The organism is Methanobacteriaceae archaeon, from assembly GCA_013403005.1.
Classification (GTDB): Archaea; Methanobacteriota; Methanobacteria; order Methanobacteriales; family Methanobacteriaceae; genus Methanobacterium.
This window is the reverse complement of record JACBOA010000006.1, coordinates 19,521-36,855: the sequence shown is the minus strand read 5'-3', so window position 1 is coordinate 36,855 and position 17,335 is coordinate 19,521. Positions and strand designations below refer to the sequence as shown.

16 protein-coding genes, 1 tRNA gene and 1 pseudogene are annotated in these 17,335 nt (G+C 40.0%); 8 read left to right on the top strand and 10 right to left on the bottom strand.

Annotated features, from left to right (window positions below; all coding sequences use genetic code 11):
* The first annotated feature begins 15 nt into the window (after positions 1-15).
* A complete protein-coding gene (locus HVN35_05670) occupies positions 16-564 on the top strand; it encodes a TetR/AcrR family transcriptional regulator (GenBank protein NYB52025.1) in 549 nt (182 codons plus the stop codon).
* Between the two features lie 174 nt (positions 565-738).
* On the opposite strand, the gene argF is transcribed toward HVN35_05670, so the two are convergent.
* The 3 genes from argF to purD form a co-directional block, all read right to left on the bottom strand.
* Positions 739-1,638, bottom strand: coding sequence for an ornithine carbamoyltransferase (gene argF, locus HVN35_05665; protein ID NYB52024.1), 900 nt, complete (start codon positions 1,636-1,638; stop codon positions 739-741).
* A 275-nt stretch (positions 1,639-1,913) separates the two neighbouring features.
* On the bottom strand, positions 1,914-2,477 hold the full coding sequence (locus HVN35_05660; GenBank protein NYB52023.1) for a hypothetical protein: 564 nt from the start codon (positions 2,475-2,477) through the stop codon (positions 1,914-1,916).
* A gap of 58 nt (positions 2,478-2,535) precedes the next feature.
* Positions 2,536-3,846, bottom strand: a complete 1,311-nt coding sequence (gene purD, locus HVN35_05655) for a phosphoribosylamine--glycine ligase (GenBank protein ID NYB52022.1) — start codon at positions 3,844-3,846, stop codon at positions 2,536-2,538.
* 342 nt (positions 3,847-4,188) lie between these two features.
* Between purD and HVN35_05650 the strand changes: the two genes are divergently transcribed.
* The 4 genes from HVN35_05650 to HVN35_05635 all read left to right on the top strand — a co-directional run bounded on the left by HVN35_05650 (position 4,189) and on the right by HVN35_05635 (position 8,760).
* The gene (locus tag HVN35_05650; GenBank protein ID NYB52021.1) at positions 4,189-5,925 is read left to right on the top strand and encodes an acetolactate synthase large subunit; all 1,737 of its coding nucleotides are present in this window, start codon (positions 4,189-4,191) and stop codon (positions 5,923-5,925) included.
* A gap of 1 nt (position 5,926) precedes the next feature.
* The gene (ilvN, locus tag HVN35_05645) at positions 5,927-6,427 is read left to right on the top strand and encodes an acetolactate synthase small subunit (protein ID NYB52020.1); all 501 of its coding nucleotides are present in this window, start codon (positions 5,927-5,929) and stop codon (positions 6,425-6,427) included.
* A gap of 268 nt (positions 6,428-6,695) precedes the next feature.
* Entirely contained in the window at positions 6,696-7,682 is a 987-nt protein-coding gene (gene ilvC, locus HVN35_05640) for a ketol-acid reductoisomerase (GenBank protein NYB52019.1), read from the top strand.
* 85 nt (positions 7,683-7,767) lie between these two features.
* On the top strand, positions 7,768-8,760 hold the full coding sequence (locus HVN35_05635) for a methanogenesis marker 12 protein (GenBank protein NYB52018.1): 993 nt from the start codon (positions 7,768-7,770) through the stop codon (positions 8,758-8,760).
* A 316-nt stretch (positions 8,761-9,076) separates the two neighbouring features.
* On the opposite strand, the gene HVN35_05630 is transcribed toward HVN35_05635, so the two are convergent.
* The 3 genes from HVN35_05630 to surE all read right to left on the bottom strand — a co-directional run bounded on the left by HVN35_05630 (position 9,077) and on the right by surE (position 10,572).
* The gene (locus HVN35_05630; protein ID NYB52017.1) at positions 9,077-9,385 is read right to left on the bottom strand and encodes a DUF2098 family protein; all 309 of its coding nucleotides are present in this window, start codon (positions 9,383-9,385) and stop codon (positions 9,077-9,079) included.
* A 49-nt stretch (positions 9,386-9,434) separates the two neighbouring features.
* Complete coding sequence (locus tag HVN35_05625) at positions 9,435-9,674, bottom strand: hypothetical protein (protein ID NYB52016.1); 240 nt, start codon at positions 9,672-9,674, stop codon at positions 9,435-9,437.
* 124 nt (positions 9,675-9,798) lie between these two features.
* Complete coding sequence (surE, locus tag HVN35_05620; GenBank protein NYB52015.1) at positions 9,799-10,572, bottom strand: 5'/3'-nucleotidase SurE; 774 nt, start codon at positions 10,570-10,572, stop codon at positions 9,799-9,801.
* 113 nt (positions 10,573-10,685) lie between these two features.
* Between surE and HVN35_05615 the strand changes: the two are divergent.
* Positions 10,686-11,555, top strand: a pseudogene (locus HVN35_05615) (restriction endonuclease).
* A gap of 270 nt (positions 11,556-11,825) precedes the next feature.
* On the opposite strand, the gene HVN35_05610 reads toward HVN35_05615, so the two are convergent.
* Positions 11,826-11,897, bottom strand: a tRNA-Val gene (locus tag HVN35_05610).
* A gap of 209 nt (positions 11,898-12,106) precedes the next feature.
* On the opposite strand from HVN35_05610, the gene ilvE reads away from it, so the two are divergent.
* Both ilvE and HVN35_05600 read left to right on the top strand, forming a co-directional pair.
* On the top strand, positions 12,107-13,027 hold the full coding sequence (gene ilvE / locus HVN35_05605; protein NYB52014.1) for a branched-chain-amino-acid transaminase: 921 nt from the start codon (positions 12,107-12,109) through the stop codon (positions 13,025-13,027).
* Between the two features lie 470 nt (positions 13,028-13,497).
* The gene (locus HVN35_05600) at positions 13,498-14,337 is read left to right on the top strand and encodes an undecaprenyl-diphosphate phosphatase (GenBank protein NYB52013.1); all 840 of its coding nucleotides are present in this window, start codon (positions 13,498-13,500) and stop codon (positions 14,335-14,337) included.
* Positions 14,338-14,395: 58 nt separating this feature from the next.
* Here HVN35_05600 and HVN35_05595 read toward each other — a convergent pair whose 3' ends face one another.
* The 3 genes from HVN35_05595 to HVN35_05585 all read right to left on the bottom strand — a co-directional run bounded on the left by HVN35_05595 (position 14,396) and on the right by HVN35_05585 (position 17,101).
* On the bottom strand, positions 14,396-15,109 hold the full coding sequence (locus tag HVN35_05595) for a cyclase family protein (GenBank protein NYB52012.1): 714 nt from the start codon (positions 15,107-15,109) through the stop codon (positions 14,396-14,398).
* Between the two features lie 82 nt (positions 15,110-15,191).
* Positions 15,192-15,920, bottom strand: a complete 729-nt coding sequence (locus tag HVN35_05590) for a stage II sporulation protein M (GenBank protein ID NYB52011.1) — start codon at positions 15,918-15,920, stop codon at positions 15,192-15,194.
* Between the two features lie 113 nt (positions 15,921-16,033).
* Positions 16,034-17,101 (bottom strand): TIGR00303 family protein, encoded by a 1,068-nt coding sequence (locus HVN35_05585; GenBank protein ID NYB52010.1) that lies wholly within the window; start codon positions 17,099-17,101, stop codon positions 16,034-16,036.
* Positions 17,102-17,335: the final 234 nt, after the last annotated feature.

Here is a 17,335-nt window from a genome sequence, read left to right as displayed (position 1 = left end):
TTGGGATGTTATTAGATGGCTGCAGATACTGAAGAAAGAATATTAGATGCTGCTTTGCAAGTTTTCTCCAAAAATGGCTATAATGGAGCTAGAACACGTGTTATCGCTAAAAAATCTGGTTTCACAGAAATGACTCTCTTTAGAAAGTTTGAAACCAAAGAGAATCTCTTCAACCAAGTTATAGTGAAAAATCAGGAAAGAATTATGAAAGATGTGTATTCTTTGCTGGATCTAAGTCTAATTGAAGAACCGAAGGAATGTTTCAGGAATTTGATAATGAAAATTGTGGATTTAATGGATAAAAACTTTGAATACGTGAATATATTGATATACGAAAGAGAAAGAATCCCTCATTCCATTACCAAAAAATTCATATTCCGTCTGGCAGAGTATTTGGAAAAAATGTTCCCTCAAATAAAAGTAGACCACTATGTGCTATCCTTCAATATTTTAAGTTTCCTCTACTTCATTACCTTTAACCAAAAAAGGGGAGACGACTTTTTTGATGTGAAAAGTGCTGTTGAAGAATTTATAGCCTATAATTCAACCTGTCTGCGACTGTGAATTTTCCTTACCTTACTCATATGATTATCCAAAAAAAAGTTCAACTCACAATAGGCTGCCCTTTAAGTGAATAAGGTTTGAAAAATTTGAGGTAGTCTATTTAAAGCAGATTTAAATTTAATCTATCTGGATTTTACTATTAGCGTGTTTAATCTTAATCTGTATTGATTTATCTTAAAGTAATAGGTGCATTATTGATTTTTGCACATGCAATCTATTTTCTGCCTCATCCCAGACCGCGGATTGTGGACCGTTTAAAACTTCTTCAGTTATTTCCTGGCCACGGATAGCAGGAAGACAGTGCATAACCATGGCCTCAGAGTCAGCCATATTCAAAATATCCTGGTTAAGCTGATAATCTTGTAAATCTCTTAATCTCTGAGACTCCTCAGCTTCATCACCCATACTCACCCATACATCAGTGTAAAGCACGTCTGCTCCACTTACAGCTTCTTGAACATCATCAGTTACTTCGATGGTGCAATTGGATTTCCTGGCGATCTTTTGGGCTTCTTTTAAAATTATAGGGTCAGGTTCATATTGGGGAGGACAGGCCACAGTGAAGTCCATGCCTACCAGAGCTGTAGCCAGTAATAAAGAGTTGCAGACATTATTTCCATCACCCAAAAACACCATATGAAGGTCTAAAGTATTTTTCCATTCCCTGATGGTGAAAATATCAGTGTATGCCTGGCAGGGATGTTCCAGGTTAGTTAAGGCATTGATAACCGGAATATCTGAGTATCGGGCAAACTGGAGCACATCATCATGTTCACGAGCCCTAATGATTACCCCATCAACGTAACGGCTCATTACCCGTGCAGTGTCCTCAATTATTTCACCCCGACCCAGTTGAAGGTCAGATGCGGATAAATATAATGGCTGCCCACCCAACTGGTACATACCCACCTCAAATGATACTCGAGTACGGGTTGAGGCTTTTTCAAAAATCATAGCGAGGGATTTGCCCTTTAAAGGTTTTTCAGGACCCCTCCCTTTTTTAAACTCCTCTGAGTTTTCCAGTATATCCCATACATATTCACGAGCATCTAAAGCCGACAAAAGGTGCATCACACTCATTCCTAATTTCAATTAAGCGATTTTATTTTTCTACCAAATGATACTATAAATAACATGTTTTTATTGAAGTTAGTTTATCTAAAGATTATTTTACTTAAAGTTTATGAAAAAATGTGGACTGTAAACTTAAGGGTGTGGGAATGTTCATCAAAATTTCAAATTCATTTAAGATGTTTTTTACCATAGAAAGACAAATTAAGGCAAAAATTCTTTGCAAATATCGCTCCCCTCCTCCCCCAATAAATTAAATCCTCGAAAAAATCACGTGTTCAACCAAACTCACGTTTATAAACTCTTTTAATGTTTTCTATTTCTTCCTCATATATTTTGGCCTTTTCTTTGTGTTTAATTACCTTTTCCACGTTAATTATCCATTCATGACGATACTTTTCCACCTCTTGAGTGGAAGCATTGATGAAGTTTTTTTGAGACTCATCTACCAGTTTCTGATGTTTTAAAATGTTTTTTTCTGCCTCATCCAGACTGGATTTAGCCTGATGATATAAAATTGATAGGCCTTCGGTTATTTCTTTATCAACAATTAACTGCAAGTCTAAAATATGTTTTTTTATTTCATTAATTTCTTTATCTTTAGCTAGAAGATCAGAAGATAAGTTTTCCAGTTTTTTGCGTGTGCTTTCCATCTTTTTAGGGCTTTCAACTGTTTCAAGATGTTCCTTTTTATTTTCCAGTTCAAAGATATCTTTTTTAATGCCGTCTTTATTTCGGGTGGCCTTATCCAGTTTCAACTCATAATCCAGTATTTCCCTTGAAATTTCCTTAATTTTTTCAATATTGGGAAGGCTGTTCAAGTATCTTCTAGATCTGGTCATTGTCCTCTACCAACAGATAGCTGATCAATACAATATTAATAAGGAAAGTAAGGGTTGATTATCCCTTAATCTCCTTCATATGACCTATACGCTTTTCAATAAGCTGACGAGTGCCTACATCTCTGCGGTGATAAAGATCGCCCTTCACATGTTTTGTGGCTCTTTCACATCTCTCTTCTGCATCTTTAATGGTCTCATCAGCAGTTACCACTGCCAGAGCACGGGAAGCTGTGGTTAAAATCTCCCCATCTTTCTGGTTTACTGCAGCGTAAAATACCATTCCACCCTCAGCAGCTATCTTTTCCTCATCCACTTGGATGGGTTGACCTGCTTTCCCACTTTCCGGGTAGCCGTTGGGTACCAAGTACTTACAAACTGTGGCTTGTGGCCTGAATTGTGCTTTTTTAAGGTTACCATCAACAACTCCCTCACAAAGTTCCACCATACTGGTTTCAAGGAGAGGTAGAACATTCATGGCTTCCGGATCTCCAAAACGCGCATTATACTCCACCAGACGGGGACCGTCACGACATAACATGAACTGCCCATAGAGAACACCCCTGTAAGGACCTACTTCTTTTTTAACTGCCTTAATGGTTTCCTCCATAACCTTAACCGATGCATCATAATCCTTCTGATCCATGAAGGGTAAAAGACCGTTACTGCCAGAGTAAGACCCCATTCCACCAGTGATAGGCCCCTGGTCTCCTTCATAGGCATGAGGATGGTCCTGAACAGCAGGCATGGGCACCAGATTATCCCCATCCACCATGGCTTGCACTGTAAATTCCTCCCCAATCAACCGCTCTTCCAGGACCACACTGGCATGTCCACCTATCTTATTATCAATAATTTCTTTAACATAATTTTTTGCTTCTTCAGCATCTTTAAGATGCTCTCCCATTATTTTAACACCCTTACCACCTGTTAATCCTACAGGCTTAACCACTATATCTTCACCGAAGTCATCCATGAATTCTACAGCATCTCTAACCGTATCAAAAACCCCATAAGCTATAGAACCGGATATTTTGTATTTAACAAAAAGGTCTCGCATGAATGCTTTGTCAGTTTCAATCCGAGCAGCCTGTTGAGTGGGACCCACACAGGGGATCCCTGCTTCCTGGAGTGCGTCAACAATACCATGTTCTAGAGGGGCTTCCGGTCCGATCACAGCCATTTCTGCACCTATATCCTGAGCATATTTTTTTACTCCTTCAATATCCATCTCACTACCAATTTTAAACTGGGTGATACGGGCAATCCCAGGGTTTTTATTGCTCATTATGGAATAAAGATCAGCTTCTTCATACAACGCCTGACAGATGGCGTGTTCTCTTGCTCCAGTTCCTACCACCAGTATCTTCATATTAATCCTCCATGAATGCTAAGTAAACATCTTTAACTTCACACTTTATAATTTCTCCCTATGGCATAAGCCCGGAATATTCATCCTAAAAATTCCATCAAATAATTCCTCTTAAATAATTGATTTTTCTCAAATTATTTATTAATACTATTTCAAATCATCATGGTTGTCTGCAATTTGCTGATAATGATCAAGCAAACAAATACATATACCATGAAAAGTAAAATCGGGATATGTTATATCAAGTCATGGATTTTTTCTAAATTACCATGATTTTCATTATGGAAGATATCTTTACTGTGGAAGATATTTTTGGAAAATATGCACAATTAGGTGTTAAACATGAAGGGCAGTCAAGCCATAATCAAGTCACTAACCGATGAGGGAGTGGACGTAGTCTTCGGATACCCTGGAGGAGTCTTACTCCCCCTGTACGATGTAATCTACGACTCAGACCTTAAACATATACTGGTAAGACACGAGCAGTGCGCAGCCCATGCCGCAGATGGATATGCTCGGGCTTCCGGCAAAGTAGGTGTCTGCATAGGTACCTCTGGTCCTGGTGCCACCAACCTGGTAACCGGGATCGCCACTGCTTACATGGACTCCTCCCCCATTGTAGCCCTGGCCGGGCAGGTAGGAACCCCTCTGATTGGTAATGACGCCTTTCAGGAAGTGGATACAATCGGAATTACCATGCCCATTAGCAAACATAGCTACCAGGCCATGAACCCCTCCGAAATACCCCCCATGATAAGATCATCATTTTACATTGCCCGAACTGGAAGACCGGGTCCGGTAGTGGTGGATCTTCCCAAAGATGTTCAGGAAGGAGAGCTGGATTATCCTGAAAAAATAACCATCAACTTACCCGGATACAAACCCACCAAAAAAGGCCATCCCCTGCAGGTTAAAAAAGCATCTGAACTCATATTGAATTCTAAAAAGCCAGTTATCCTTGCCGGTGGAGGAGTAATACACTCCAATTCATCAGAAGAACTGCAACACCTATCAGAATTAATTGGAGCTCCAGTTACCACTACCCTGATGGGCAAAGGTTGTTTCCCAGAGGATAATCCATTATCACTGGGAATGCTAGGAATGCACGGACGGAAAGCCTCCAACATGATAGTGGATGAATGTGACTGCCTTATTGCTGTGGGCTGTCGCTTCTCAGATCGAACTACAGGTGATGTTAATAAGTTCGCCCCTAATGCTAAGATTATCCATATCGATGTAGACCCCGCAGAGATAGGGAAGAACGTTACTGTGGACTTACCCATTGTGGGAGATGCTAAGATCATTCTCTCTCATCTCTTAAGGGTTATTTCTCAAACTAAAAGCACCCGAAGCCATGAATGGGTGGATTATGTTAGTAGTTTTCGTGCCAGTTGTATGCCACGCCTTTCATTTGATGAAACACCCCTGAAACCTCAGCAAGTAATTAAAGAGATTTCAGAGGCAGTTACTGATGACACCATCATCACCACTGACGTTGGTCAGAACCAGATGTGGATGGCCCATTATTTCACCTCCCGAAATCCTAGAAGGTTCATATCATCAGGAGGTCTGGGAACCATGGGATTCGGATTCCCATCAGCCATGGGAGCCAAAGTAGCCATGCCAGAGAATGATGTGGTGGCTGTTTGTGGAGACGGGGGCTTTTTAATGGTCTGCCAGGACCTGGCAACAGTTAAAGAATACGATATTCCCGTAGTAGTTTGTATTCTGGATAACCGGTACCTGGGAATGGTTTTCCAGTGGCAGAAACTGTTCTATGATGAGAGAATCTCTCAGACCAAACTCAAAGCCATGCCGGACTTTGTTAAACTGGCTGAAGCATTTGGAGTGAACGCTTATCGAGTTGAACGTCCGGGTGAGATGAAAGAAACACTGCAAGATGCATTGAAATCCGGAGAACCTAGCCTAATAGATGTAATGATTGATCCTAACGAAATTCTCCCCATGGTCCCACCGGGGTGTGGATTAACCGAGATTGTAGGTGAATATAAAGTGGAAAGGGAAAATCCAGATGAAATACCCTACAGACACCCAGCCCAGGAAACTGGAGGTGAATAGAATGGATGAGCAGCGAAGTCACATCATAAGTGCTATTGTAATGCATCAACCTGGAGTGCTGCAGCGCGTTGCGGGATTATTCACCCGTAGAGGATTTAATATTGATAGTATAACTGTTGGTCCTTCTGAACAGGACGGGCTGGCCCGTATGACCATCATCTCCCATGGTGATGACAGAGTACTGGAGCAGATTACCAAACAACTGAACAAGATCATTGAAGTGGTGAAAGTTCGTGACCTAAATGCAGAGGGAACTGTAATCCGAGAATTGTGCCTTATCAAGACCCACGCCACATCAGAAAGAGCCCGTTCAGAGATCATTCAGTATGCCAATATTTTCCGAGGCAGAATCGTTGATGTTGGACCGGAAAACCTTACCTTGGAGATCACCGGAACACCTGATAAAATCGATGCCCTCATCGACCTGCTTAAAGGTTTCGGAATAAAAGAAATAGCCAGAACTGGACCCACAGCCATATCAAGAGGTTCAAAAACCATATAAGGGGTTTAATAACAAACCCTCTTTGAATTTTATTGAAAATTCTCGTACTATTAAAATCAATCTGAACCCTTATACTATGAATTATTCCATCCAAAGCCGTTTTTTCTATATTTATGGGCTTATATGGCTAATTTTACTCTTTTACTCAGGGCAAACTATATTAATATAACTTCATAATTATAAGACATAGAGATTATACCAAGGCATAATTTTCTTTATTATACCCTTGAGTGGTATTTCTTTTCAATTTTAAAAGAGGTGACCTCATATGAAGATTTACTATGAAAAAGATGTGGACATGGATGTACTTAAGGATAAAACCGTTGCTGTCATAGGATACGGAAGCCAAGGGATGGCTCAATCCAGAAATATGGCTGATAGTGGATTAGACGTTATTGTTGGTCTCAGAAAAGGTGGAGATTCATGGGAAACAGCTATAGATCATGATATGACTGTGATGACTGTGGAAGAAGCTGCTAAAGAAGCAGATGTGGTTCACATACTCATCCCGGATGAGATACAGGCCCAAGTTTATGAAAAATCCATAAAGGATAATCTTAAAGAAGGAAACACCCTAAGCTTCTCCCATGGGTACAACATCCACTTCCGGTATATAATTCCACCAAAAAACGTTAACGTTACCATGATTGCCCCTAAAGGACCTGGTTCAACCGTGCGCCAGCAGTACGTGGATGGGTTTGGAGTTCCCGGACTGGTTGCTGTAGAACAGGATTACACAGGTAACGCTCTCCAGATTGCACTGGCCATGGGACAGGGAAGCGGCCTGACCCGAGCCGGAGTTTTGGAAACAACCTTTAAAGAAGAAACTGAAACAGATTTATTTGGTGAACAGGCAGTGCTATGTGGAGGAGCTACCGAACTGATTAAAGCAGGTTTTCAGACTCTGGTAGAAGCTGGTTACCAGCCTGAACTGGCTTACTTTGAAACCTGTCATGAACTAAAACTAATCGTTGACCTGATCTACCAGAAAGGATTCGCTGGAATGTGGAATGATGTTAGTAACACTGCAGAATTCGGAGGTCTGACCCGCAGAGATAGGATTATAACCGAAGAATCCCGCAAAGAAATGAAACAGATCCTGAAGGAGATTCAAACAGGTAAATTCGCCAAAGAATGGGCTTTGGAAAACCAGGCTGGACAACCACAACTCAATAGAATGCGTTCCATTGAAAACGAACTTAAAATTGAAAAACAGGGGAAAAAATTACGTAAACTATGCGGTTTAGAAAAATAAAACATTTTTTTTTCTTTTCATTTTATCTGTAGTTTTTAATTCTTAACTTGTGTGCTAAAAGTTTCATACCCTGGTGAGTAAAAAAATGGTATTCGTTGGCATGGATCATGGTACAACCGGTGTTTCCTTTACAGTTTTAAATGATAAATCTGTTCATTTCAAGATTGGTAGAGATGAACTCTCATCAGGACGTGTCTCCGCCCTGGAAGAACTTTCAAAAAGGGTTGAACTGGATTCTGTTCAGTTAATGGCCATCACCTATGCCATGGGTGATGGTATCAGCAAAATAACACCTTTAGATAAGGTTAAAGATCGTGGAATTCTCTCCATTGAAGGAGCAGGTAAGGTTACAGGGGGAGGTACCGCAGTATACCAGGAGATTGAAAACTCTAAAATTCCCACTGTATTGATTCCTGGACTGCATAAAAACACCCCCTCCATGGATCCATGCTTTCGGGCAGCTTATTCCCATCATGCAAGTGCTGAAAAGGTGAGTATATGTTATAATGCCCATCTAGAAACTGGTTTTGAGAATTTCATTGTATCCGACATCAGTTCCAACACAGTCAGCATTCTACTGGAGAATGGTAAAATTAGAGGTGCTGTTGATGCCTGCCTGGGTTCTATGGGCATTGTTCACGGGCCGCTTGATCTGGAGATGATCCGTGATATTGATGAAGGTCTGCGCACTGCTAACCAATGTTTCTCCCGTGCAGGGGCAGTCAAAGTGGCAGGGATAGACGAAAAAGTGGCCCATGCCAAAGACGTGCTACTGGAGAAATACTTGGCAGGGGACAGCAGAGCGGAACTAGCCCTGGAGACCATGCTCATGACCATAGTAATGGAAATCTGGGGCCTTTCAAAGATAGCACAGGAAGAGGTGGAAGGAGTGGTGCTTACTGGTTCGGTGGGTTCCATGCAGGAACCATTTGATTTTTACAGTGCACTGAAAGAAAAAATTGCAGATATTGGCGAAGTAGTGATGCTCCCACCCACCTCAGGATCAATGGGAAGTGCACAGATTGCCATGGATGTCTTCAATGGTAAAAAAAACATCCTGGGAATTGAAGTATTCTAAATTAAGTTTTTTTTAAGGTTAGATTCGATTTAGAACCTACTAGGGCCTTATTAAAATATGGCTTAATTTTGCATAATTGAGTCTACGGTAGAACAATTATTGAGAACTACCCTCATGGATTCCAATAAATTTGTTCTACAGTAGAAACAATTGTATTGATCTTTCTTAAAAAATAATCCAAGGAATCAACTAATTTTTCTACGGTAGAAGTTGGTAAAGGATCAGTAAAAGAGTATATTCGGGAAAAAATGAAAATAATACGGACCCATACTCTTATAAACAAACTAAGATTAATCAAAATTGATCCAAAATAAAATCAACCCCCACCATACCCCGGACCATCACCATGATCGGATATTTGAGTGGGAGCTACCCTTTTCAGGTTTTTAGAAATTAAAACCTTCTCTTTAATACTCTTTTGGAATGATTTCTTTTGAGGTAATTCCTCCTCCTTCAATAGCTCCAAGTAATCCGAACGATAAAAAAGCCCGGAAGAATCAATACGAATCCAGATTTGAGAATCTTTTTCAAGAATTTTATCAGCCTTACCTATGGTATTAGTGCCAATATACCTCACAATAGAACCTTTCTCTATGATCTTTTCCCTTAAATCTTTGGCATCCATTAAATCACTTTTTCATTAAATGAACTTCAAATTTGTCATTCAATTGTTGTCAATTATTAACGGTTTGGTTGTTTTCAATAGTTATCCCGCATTTAGTGGAGTTACTGGTAGAATTTATCTTGCAGTGCTGACTTGTAGATGAGGAGTTAGATTTTTTTAAAGCATTGGAATTAGAAAAGGGGGAGCTTAAAGGACATATTTGGCCAGTTACTGAAAGATAGTAATATCCTGCTGCGGCAGAAGCCACAAATAATATGATAATAATCAAAGCAAAATCATATTTTTCCACCAAATCACCTGGGAAGTTTTTGGGTAGGGAATGCTTAGTATTGTAGAACAGATTACTTTATGAGTGGCATATGAAATATAGTTTATGAAATAAAAACTAAGCAATATGGGATTAAAAATATGGTTTAAAGCCAATCCTCCATTAGATCCAATGAAGATGTTGCATCCAGAGAAATCGGAGTTAAGGTAGCACATCCTTCACGTTTTAAAGTATGCACGTCAGTACCATGCTGATCATCTTCCACAGAATCTCCATCAATCCAGTAATAAGGTCTTCCACGAGGATCAAGGCGTTCTTTGATGTGTATCTTGTACATTCGCTCACCTAAACGGGTTAACTTGATCTCGTCAGTTTTGGGATGTGAAGGTATGTTGAGGTTCAAAAAATCAACACCCGGTGGTAAACCCTTCTCCAGGATCATACTGGCCACTCTTTCAGTCATTTTAATGGCATGGGAAAAGTCAATATCCACCTGACCGTCATGAAACTTAATATCCCCCCTAGTAACTTGGAGAGACACTGATAGGGCTGGAATTCCATGAACTGCTGCCTCCATAGCTGCGCCGATCGTTCCAGAAGTGGTTAATTCTGATTTACCCAGATTTTCCCCAATATTAATGCCTGAAATGATTAAATCAGGTTTTTCATCAGCTATTTGAAATATTCCAATAATAACTGCATCAGTAGGGGTTCCTGAAACCATGTGGGCCTCAGTGCCATCAGCCATGTTGGTACAAGTGACCCTGACGGGCTCAAAAAGGGTTAAAGCATGTCCAATTCCACTTTGCTGTGTAGCGGGTGCTACGACAAGAGTTTCACCCAAATTTTCCGCTGCCTTTTTAGCTGCCATGATGCCTGATGAGTTTACCCCATCATCATTAGTGATGAGAATGGTCATAGAGGCAAATTTATTGTTCCACCTCTAAATAGTTTGCGTGATGGTTACTGTTAAGGAAGGGAACAGTTTTAAGTATAAAGAAATAAAAAACAAATACTATCACCAAATATATTATGAAATTAATAGTTGATGAAAATCATCATCTCTCGAAGGTGGGGTAATTGGATAAAAATAGATTAATAAAGTTCATGGCAAAGGTAATGGAAGAATCTGGTTTCAAAGTTTACCGAAACTTCCAAACCTCCCGACATATCATAGATATCTACGGAGTTCTTCCCACCGTTCTTGGCGACATCGGAGTGGTAGTAGCTTGCAAAAACTATGATGACCGCTGGGAAGTTGGACTTGACGTTTTGAAAGAGATGGAAATGGTTGGAAAAACCCTGAAGGCCTCCAAGATCGTGGTAGTGACCACCTCCTACTTCACCAAAAGTGCAGAGAATTATGCCAGCCGCAGGAATATTAAAACTATTGATAAAGACGGACTGATGGTGCTGGCCAAAAAATTTTCCGCTAACAGAGGAGATTACGGAGGAGGAGTAGAAGTATACGATTCAGAAAATGAAATAGAACCCCCTGAGGTTACAGAAGAGTACACTCCCTCCTCAAGCACAGCCTCGTCTTTCCCCAAAACATCCTCATCTTCGGGTGGTTTCTTCAGCAGAGGAAGGGGAAGTTTGGATCGGGCGAAAAGATCCCGTTCCTTTTCCATGCCTGAGGCACCAGGACTCAAACCCCTCTTAACCAATACCATATCCCTTATTATTATCGTGTTCGCCATTTCATCCCTTATAACCTATATCATCAGCACCGGCTATACGAACACTGCTATTTTAGGAATATCCAAAATTGTAATCTCAGCCGTGCTATCTTACGGGCTGGTACTGGCTATTGAAAAAGATATTTCCAAGACACTTAGTAAAGGAACCATAGTATTCTTTGTATCCCTACTAATCTATGTCGTGATGATAATTGTCTTCTAAATTCTAAGTTTCCACTAAAAACCATTTTTAGATTGAATTTTGGATAAAAAATAAATAGAGCATATTATGCTATTTTTTTTATCAATTCCTTATTTTGTTTATTTTCCGAGTTTGGGAAAGACATCGATTAAAAAAATACTCCCTTCTACACCCAAGAATCTTCAAAAAAGGTTCTATTATTTGATCAATGCACACATTCATTGCCATTTATATCAACAGGAACTGCAACTTGGTGGAAGTTTCCTTGAAAATCGTTACAAAAATGTTGAGTGGGCCGGAGGAGATTCGAACTCCTGATCATCTCGGTGTGAGCGAGATATCATACCCCTAGACCACCGGCCCCCTGGGTTTTAAAGATGACCAGAAAGTGGTGCGGGAGGATAGCCAGGCAATCTACCTGAGGACAGATTTTCTAACTTAACATTGTATTAATAAGACCAAGTTAAATATTTTAGTATCTCAAACACTCTTATAAAAAACAATTTAATAACCTGTTTAACCTAATAGATTCTGAAGATTTTTAAAGATCATTTATTATTCTGAGGGATATCATGGCCTTTGATGAGTCAGGAAAAATATGGTTCAATGGAGAATTCGTTGACTGGAAAGAAGCAAATGTGCATGCACTATCACATGTAATCCACTACGGATCCAGCGTATTTGAAGGAATACGGTGTTATAAAACCAAAAAAGGTCCGGCAGTGTTCCGGTTAGCTGAACACGTGGAGCGGCTCTACAATTCAGCTAAAATATACCGGATGGAAATCCCCTACTCTCAGGAAGATTTCAGTCAAGCCATTATTGACACCGTTAAAATCAATGAACTTGAGGAATGCTATATCCGGCCAGCTATCTTCCGAGGATACGCTGAACTGGGAGTATATCCTCTAAACTGTCCTGTAGAGTCTTTGATTGCTGTCTGGGCTTGGGGAAAATATTTGGGAGAAGAGGCGTTGGAGCAGGGGGTGGATATTGGAGTGTCCACCTGGCGAAGAATGGCTCCTAACACCATGCCCAACATGGCCAAGGCAGGTTCCAACTACATGAACAGTCAGCTGGCTAAGATGGAAGCAGTGGCCAATGGCTATGATGAAGCTCTAATGCTGGACTACCATGGAATGGTGAGTGAAGGAAGTGGAGAAAACATATTCATTGTAAAAGATGGAATCTTGCACACACCTCCCCGTGCTTCTTCCTTGCTGGATGGTATCACCCGGAATTCCATAATAACACTGGCCCGGGAGATGGATTTAGAAGTTAAAGAAGAAGAAATCCCCCGAGAAATGCTTTACATTGCTGATGAACTCTTTTTCACCGGCACTGCTGCGGAAGTGACTCCCATCAGATCCGTTGACCGAATAGTGGTGGGCAATGGCTCAAGAGGAGAGATCACCAAAAAATTACAGGAACGTTTCTTTGCCATTATTGAAGGTGAAAGCGAGGATGAATACGACTGGCTGACTTTCATTTAATCACCAACCCACTTACTCATTTTTCCCTTTGATCCCATTGATTTTTCAAACCCGCATGTAAATTGCTATATGTTTAGGATGTGGGTTAAAGTATGGTGAAGTAGGAAATAATAAGATAAATACTTGAAATTATATGAATATAGGTGTAAATATTGGGTAGTAGGAAATAAAAAAAAGATTTAAATTTTGGAAAAAGTTTATTTTATAGTTAAACTATTTAATTGCATTGATTGAATTATTATTCCAGATATAATTTGAATGCAATAGAATTAAAGTGAAGATAAGGAACAAGCGGATTTAAGTAGAGCAAGTTAATATTAGATATTATAACTTATAAGTTATAACTCAGAAGTTATAAGCACGTGTTCTAGGGACAGAGAAACGTGCTGATTCCAAAAATCTGTGGAAATTAGGAACTAAATTGTCAGTTTAAGAACAAAATTTAATTATAAGGATTGGAGACAATATCTATGGACATTTTTCAAGCAATAATCATGGGCGCAGTGCAGGGTTTAACAGAATTTCTCCCCATAAGCAGCTCAGCACATTTAGTTTTCATACCAGAAATAATAGGAGCACAATCAACTTTAGCCTTTGACACCCTTCTACATGTAGGTACACTGGTAGCAGTGGTAACCTACTTCTGGAAGGATATCCTATCCATGATAAAAGCATTCGTATCCAGTTTGCTTGATATACCACAGGGAAAGTTCAATGCAGGTGTGAGGGAAGACCCCTTCAAAAGATTGGCCTGGCTGGTTTTGGTTGGTACCATCCCTGCAGGTCTGATGGGAGTACTGTTTAAAAGTGAATTTGAAAGCTTATTCAGTTCAGTGGCATCAGTAGGTTTTTTCCTAATCGTGACCGGGTTTATACTGTGGGGTTCTGAATGGATTGCCAAAAGAAACCGTGAAAAGAAAGGTAAAGATGTTAAACAAGTGACCTTCGTCAATTCACTGGTTATTGGTCTTTTCCAGGGATTCGCCATTGCCCCTGGAATATCGCGTTCCGGATCCACCATAGCTGCTGCATTATTCTCAGGATTGGAAAGAAAGTTAGCAGCTCGTTACAGTTTCCTGCTCTCCATACCAGCCATCCTGGGTGCTGCATTGATACAAACCAAAGATATTGTTAGTTTTGATGCCAACTTAGAAGTGATGATTGCTGGGTTCTTATCAGCGGCTCTATTCAGCTACTTAGCTGTTAAATTTATGATGGGCTATATTCAAAAGCACAGCCTTAAAATATTTGCCATTTACTGCTGGATAGTAGGTGTACTGACCCTGATTCTAACGTTTATCTGGAAATAATGGATTATATATAAAATTGATTTTATTTATCTCCCAATTTTCCATTCCGTGTCATTTATTATGTTTTGATCCTGGCCAGCACTGTGCATGGTGCACCATCCAGGCCATCCACTTGCCAGGGCACCACCAGGACTTGTTCTAACTCAACCTTTCCATCTAGTGCCGATAGATCCAAATCTTCCACAAATAATAGTGGCTTTCCAAAACCTTCTTTTTCCATGAATCCTGTCTGGTGTACCTTAACTGCTTCTTCTGCATGACCGTAACGGGACATGGAAATTGTGTCAATTCCAACACAACGCAAATTAGGAAATTTTTCCCTTAAATAGTGAACTGCCCCTGGAGAAAGACCAGGGTTTTGTTCAAGATACTTTTCCCAGTCTGTATCATGGTATTGATAGAAACCTGTGCAAAGGAGCAGGCAATCAATGTTCTCATAAGAAATCTTAGAAACATCCTCTATGTCCACTAGTTCACCTGGACTTTTAGGGCAATCTAACACCAAAGGATGGCTAAAGGTAAGTTCATCAGGACCGTAATCAGATATTAATCTCCCACCTTGAATAAAGTGTGCAGGGGCATCGATGTGGGTGCCGCAATGGTTTTCAACTGTTAAAAGAGAAGTGTTATAGTTATCACCCTTACTAATCTGGTTAATGGGTTTTATATCTGGCTGCGGCAGACCAATATGAACTGGACTGGCCTTACCAAGAGTGTATGAAAGTCTTATGTACTTTGGATTCTTTAGAGAAGTTTCAATTTTTCCATCCATAAAATATCATTCCCAGCAATTCCTTTGGATTTATTATGTCTAATTAATTATTTCATCCTTTCGAAAAATTTTTAATGGCCTATTAATACACACAAGAATACACACCAATGTAGAAGTCTATCCAGGGAATATAAGGATGGGTTAAGATGTAAACCCACCATGTACTCCAAAAAACTTCCAAAAGGGCTGCTATAAATAATAAAATAATTATTCTCAACATTAAAGGGACGAACTTATTCAAAACACCTCCAGTGAATGTTTTTAAGGATTTTTTTCTTACCGAGTTGATTATAGTACCATAAAAACTAATGAACGCATCTATCACCAGAATAGCTGCCAAAACTTCGAATATAAGATGAAATGAACCTGCAAATAAAAAAACTCCTTTAACAATCCCCCATTTCATTATGAGAAGGTAAAAAACCGAACCAAGAAATCCAAAGAGGTCTATAAGGATAATGGGGATGATCAAGAACCCTGAAAATATGCACTCCAAGGAAACCATCAGGTTGTTGAAAAAAATACCCCAACTAGTTTTTCCCAGGAAAAATACAAACTGATTAAGGAGGTACTGAAAAGAAAACTCAGAAGGTGGAAAAATTTGAGCTGTTAACTCATTCAAAAAGAAGCCCCCATAGAAAGTGGACTGGGCCCTAACAGGATCTAGAAATGCATATAGGAATCCTCCAAGGAAAAAGAGCATAAAAATAAAAGAAGAATACTTGGAAGGTGCAAATCCCATCAAAAATGACTTTAACCTCTTCCCATTATTCATTGACACATTCATCCAGGAGGGCATCTTCTTTCTCATCTTCCGTTAATATTAGATTTATTCTTTGGAATCTTTCAACATCTCAAATCATTTATAGTATTACAAAAATTGAGATATAAATTATAGGAAACAGATCGAAGAGTTATTCTAGATTAGAAGATTTCTCTGCAGAGTTCCTCTGTTTTTAACCGGATATCCTCCACCGAGATCCCCTTAAGAATGGCAGCTAGCATGGCACCGCCGGCACCTACCCCCTCTTTAACCACTCCTTTGGTGTAATTCACAAGTCCGGGGTTATCTGATTTTTCAAAACCAGGATCAACAGCAAATATGTTCAGTGGAGCGATTTGACGGGCTAGGTAGTTGATATCAGAAGTTTCATCCTTGGCCACGAAAATGGTGGTGGCAATGGAAACATCCTCAAAGTTGAAACCATCTATAGCCTCCTTTAAAAAAGCACACACTGCAGTCATCTGTGTACCGCCTGCCAGAGTCACTGGTACCGTGCTTCCTGCTGTGATGCCGGCTACTGCAGGGATCATAGGATCACCCACTGCCTCTACTGCCTGGAATGGATCAAGGGGAATTTCATCCATAAAACCTGCAGATTCCAGTCCTTTTTCCACAGTTTGACGTTTGAGAGTGTGGGGGTTTTCTGGGGTGCTCCCACTGACTTTTCCCCAAGCATCGTAACCCATGGCCTCCAGAACCCCTAGAGCTGTGGTGGTGCCTGCGGGGGTGCTTTCACCAATAATGAGATGATCAGTCAACTGAGAAAGAGTTTCTCCTAATATTTTACCCTTCTTGTATATTTCCAGGGGATTTTCAACTGCTTTGCCCGTTAAAATGTTCTGGCCAGGTTCATCATTTATTTTAACATAAGGGATGTCCGGTTTAATAGCTGAACCCGCATCAGCAACCAGGAAAGGAATATCAGCCATTTGAAGAGATGCTTTGGTTATAACAGCTGGGGTGGGTGCCGCCTGACCTTCCACTACTGTTTGAGGTATGTTCTGAAGACATTTTGGTTCACCATGGATTATCAGTTCCACATCCGCTGCTGGAGTGTAATCTGTGAGTTCCGGTGAAGCCCCTGCACCTGTTATTTCAGGTATGCGTGAGGTTAATGTGGAAGCAATAACGCACAAAAATAATGAATCTTTATCCTGCAATCTACTTAGCATATCTGGTGATCCGAAACTCTTAACAGCCTTAACCATTTTATCATTCCAACTATCAACTACTTACTATCTTACTTAATAAAGGATGGGGTTAGGTGATATATAAAAATAAAATCTTCAAAATAAAAATTAAGACCATGAGGATTGCAGTAAGTTCTTTAATTGTGACTCATAAAAAATATGTAGTAAACTGCATCAACTCAAAAGATTCCACCAAATAGCCATTTGCAGATTAAATCTAATTGAACTTCACGTTATCTTATAGAAGTATTT

What these genes read in the sequence shown, in the direction of transcription:
- HVN35_05660 (NYB52023.1), bottom strand. Translation starts at nt 2,477, where the DNA reads ATGACCAGATCTAGAAGATACTTGAACAGCCTTCCCAATATTGAAAAA.
- HVN35_05630 (NYB52017.1), bottom strand. Translation starts at nt 9,385, where the DNA reads ATGGATGCCAAAGATTTAAGGGAAAAGATCATAGAGAAAGGTTCTATT.
- ilvE (NYB52014.1), top strand. Translation starts at nt 12,107, where the DNA reads ATGGCCTTTGATGAGTCAGGAAAAATATGGTTCAATGGAGAATTCGTT.
- HVN35_05670 (NYB52025.1), top strand. Translation starts at nt 16, where the DNA reads ATGGCTGCAGATACTGAAGAAAGAATATTAGATGCTGCTTTGCAAGTT.
- HVN35_05590 (NYB52011.1), bottom strand. Translation starts at nt 15,920, where the DNA reads ATGAGAAAGAAGATGCCCTCCTGGATGAATGTGTCAATGAATAATGGG.
- ilvN (NYB52020.1), top strand. Translation starts at nt 5,927, where the DNA reads ATGGATGAGCAGCGAAGTCACATCATAAGTGCTATTGTAATGCATCAA.
- HVN35_05595 (NYB52012.1), bottom strand. Translation starts at nt 15,109, where the DNA reads ATGGATGGAAAAATTGAAACTTCTCTAAAGAATCCAAAGTACATAAGA.
- purD (NYB52022.1), bottom strand. Translation starts at nt 3,846, where the DNA reads ATGAAGATACTGGTGGTAGGAACTGGAGCAAGAGAACACGCCATCTGT.
- HVN35_05600 (NYB52013.1), top strand. Translation starts at nt 13,498, where the DNA reads ATGGACATTTTTCAAGCAATAATCATGGGCGCAGTGCAGGGTTTAACA.
- surE (NYB52015.1), bottom strand. Translation starts at nt 10,572, where the DNA reads ATGACCATTCTCATCACTAATGATGATGGGGTAAACTCATCAGGCATC.
- HVN35_05650 (NYB52021.1), top strand. Translation starts at nt 4,189, where the DNA reads ATGAAGGGCAGTCAAGCCATAATCAAGTCACTAACCGATGAGGGAGTG.
- HVN35_05585 (NYB52010.1), bottom strand. Translation starts at nt 17,101, where the DNA reads ATGGTTAAGGCTGTTAAGAGTTTCGGATCACCAGATATGCTAAGTAGA.
- HVN35_05635 (NYB52018.1), top strand. Translation starts at nt 7,768, where the DNA reads ATGGTATTCGTTGGCATGGATCATGGTACAACCGGTGTTTCCTTTACA.
- ilvC (NYB52019.1), top strand. Translation starts at nt 6,696, where the DNA reads ATGAAGATTTACTATGAAAAAGATGTGGACATGGATGTACTTAAGGAT.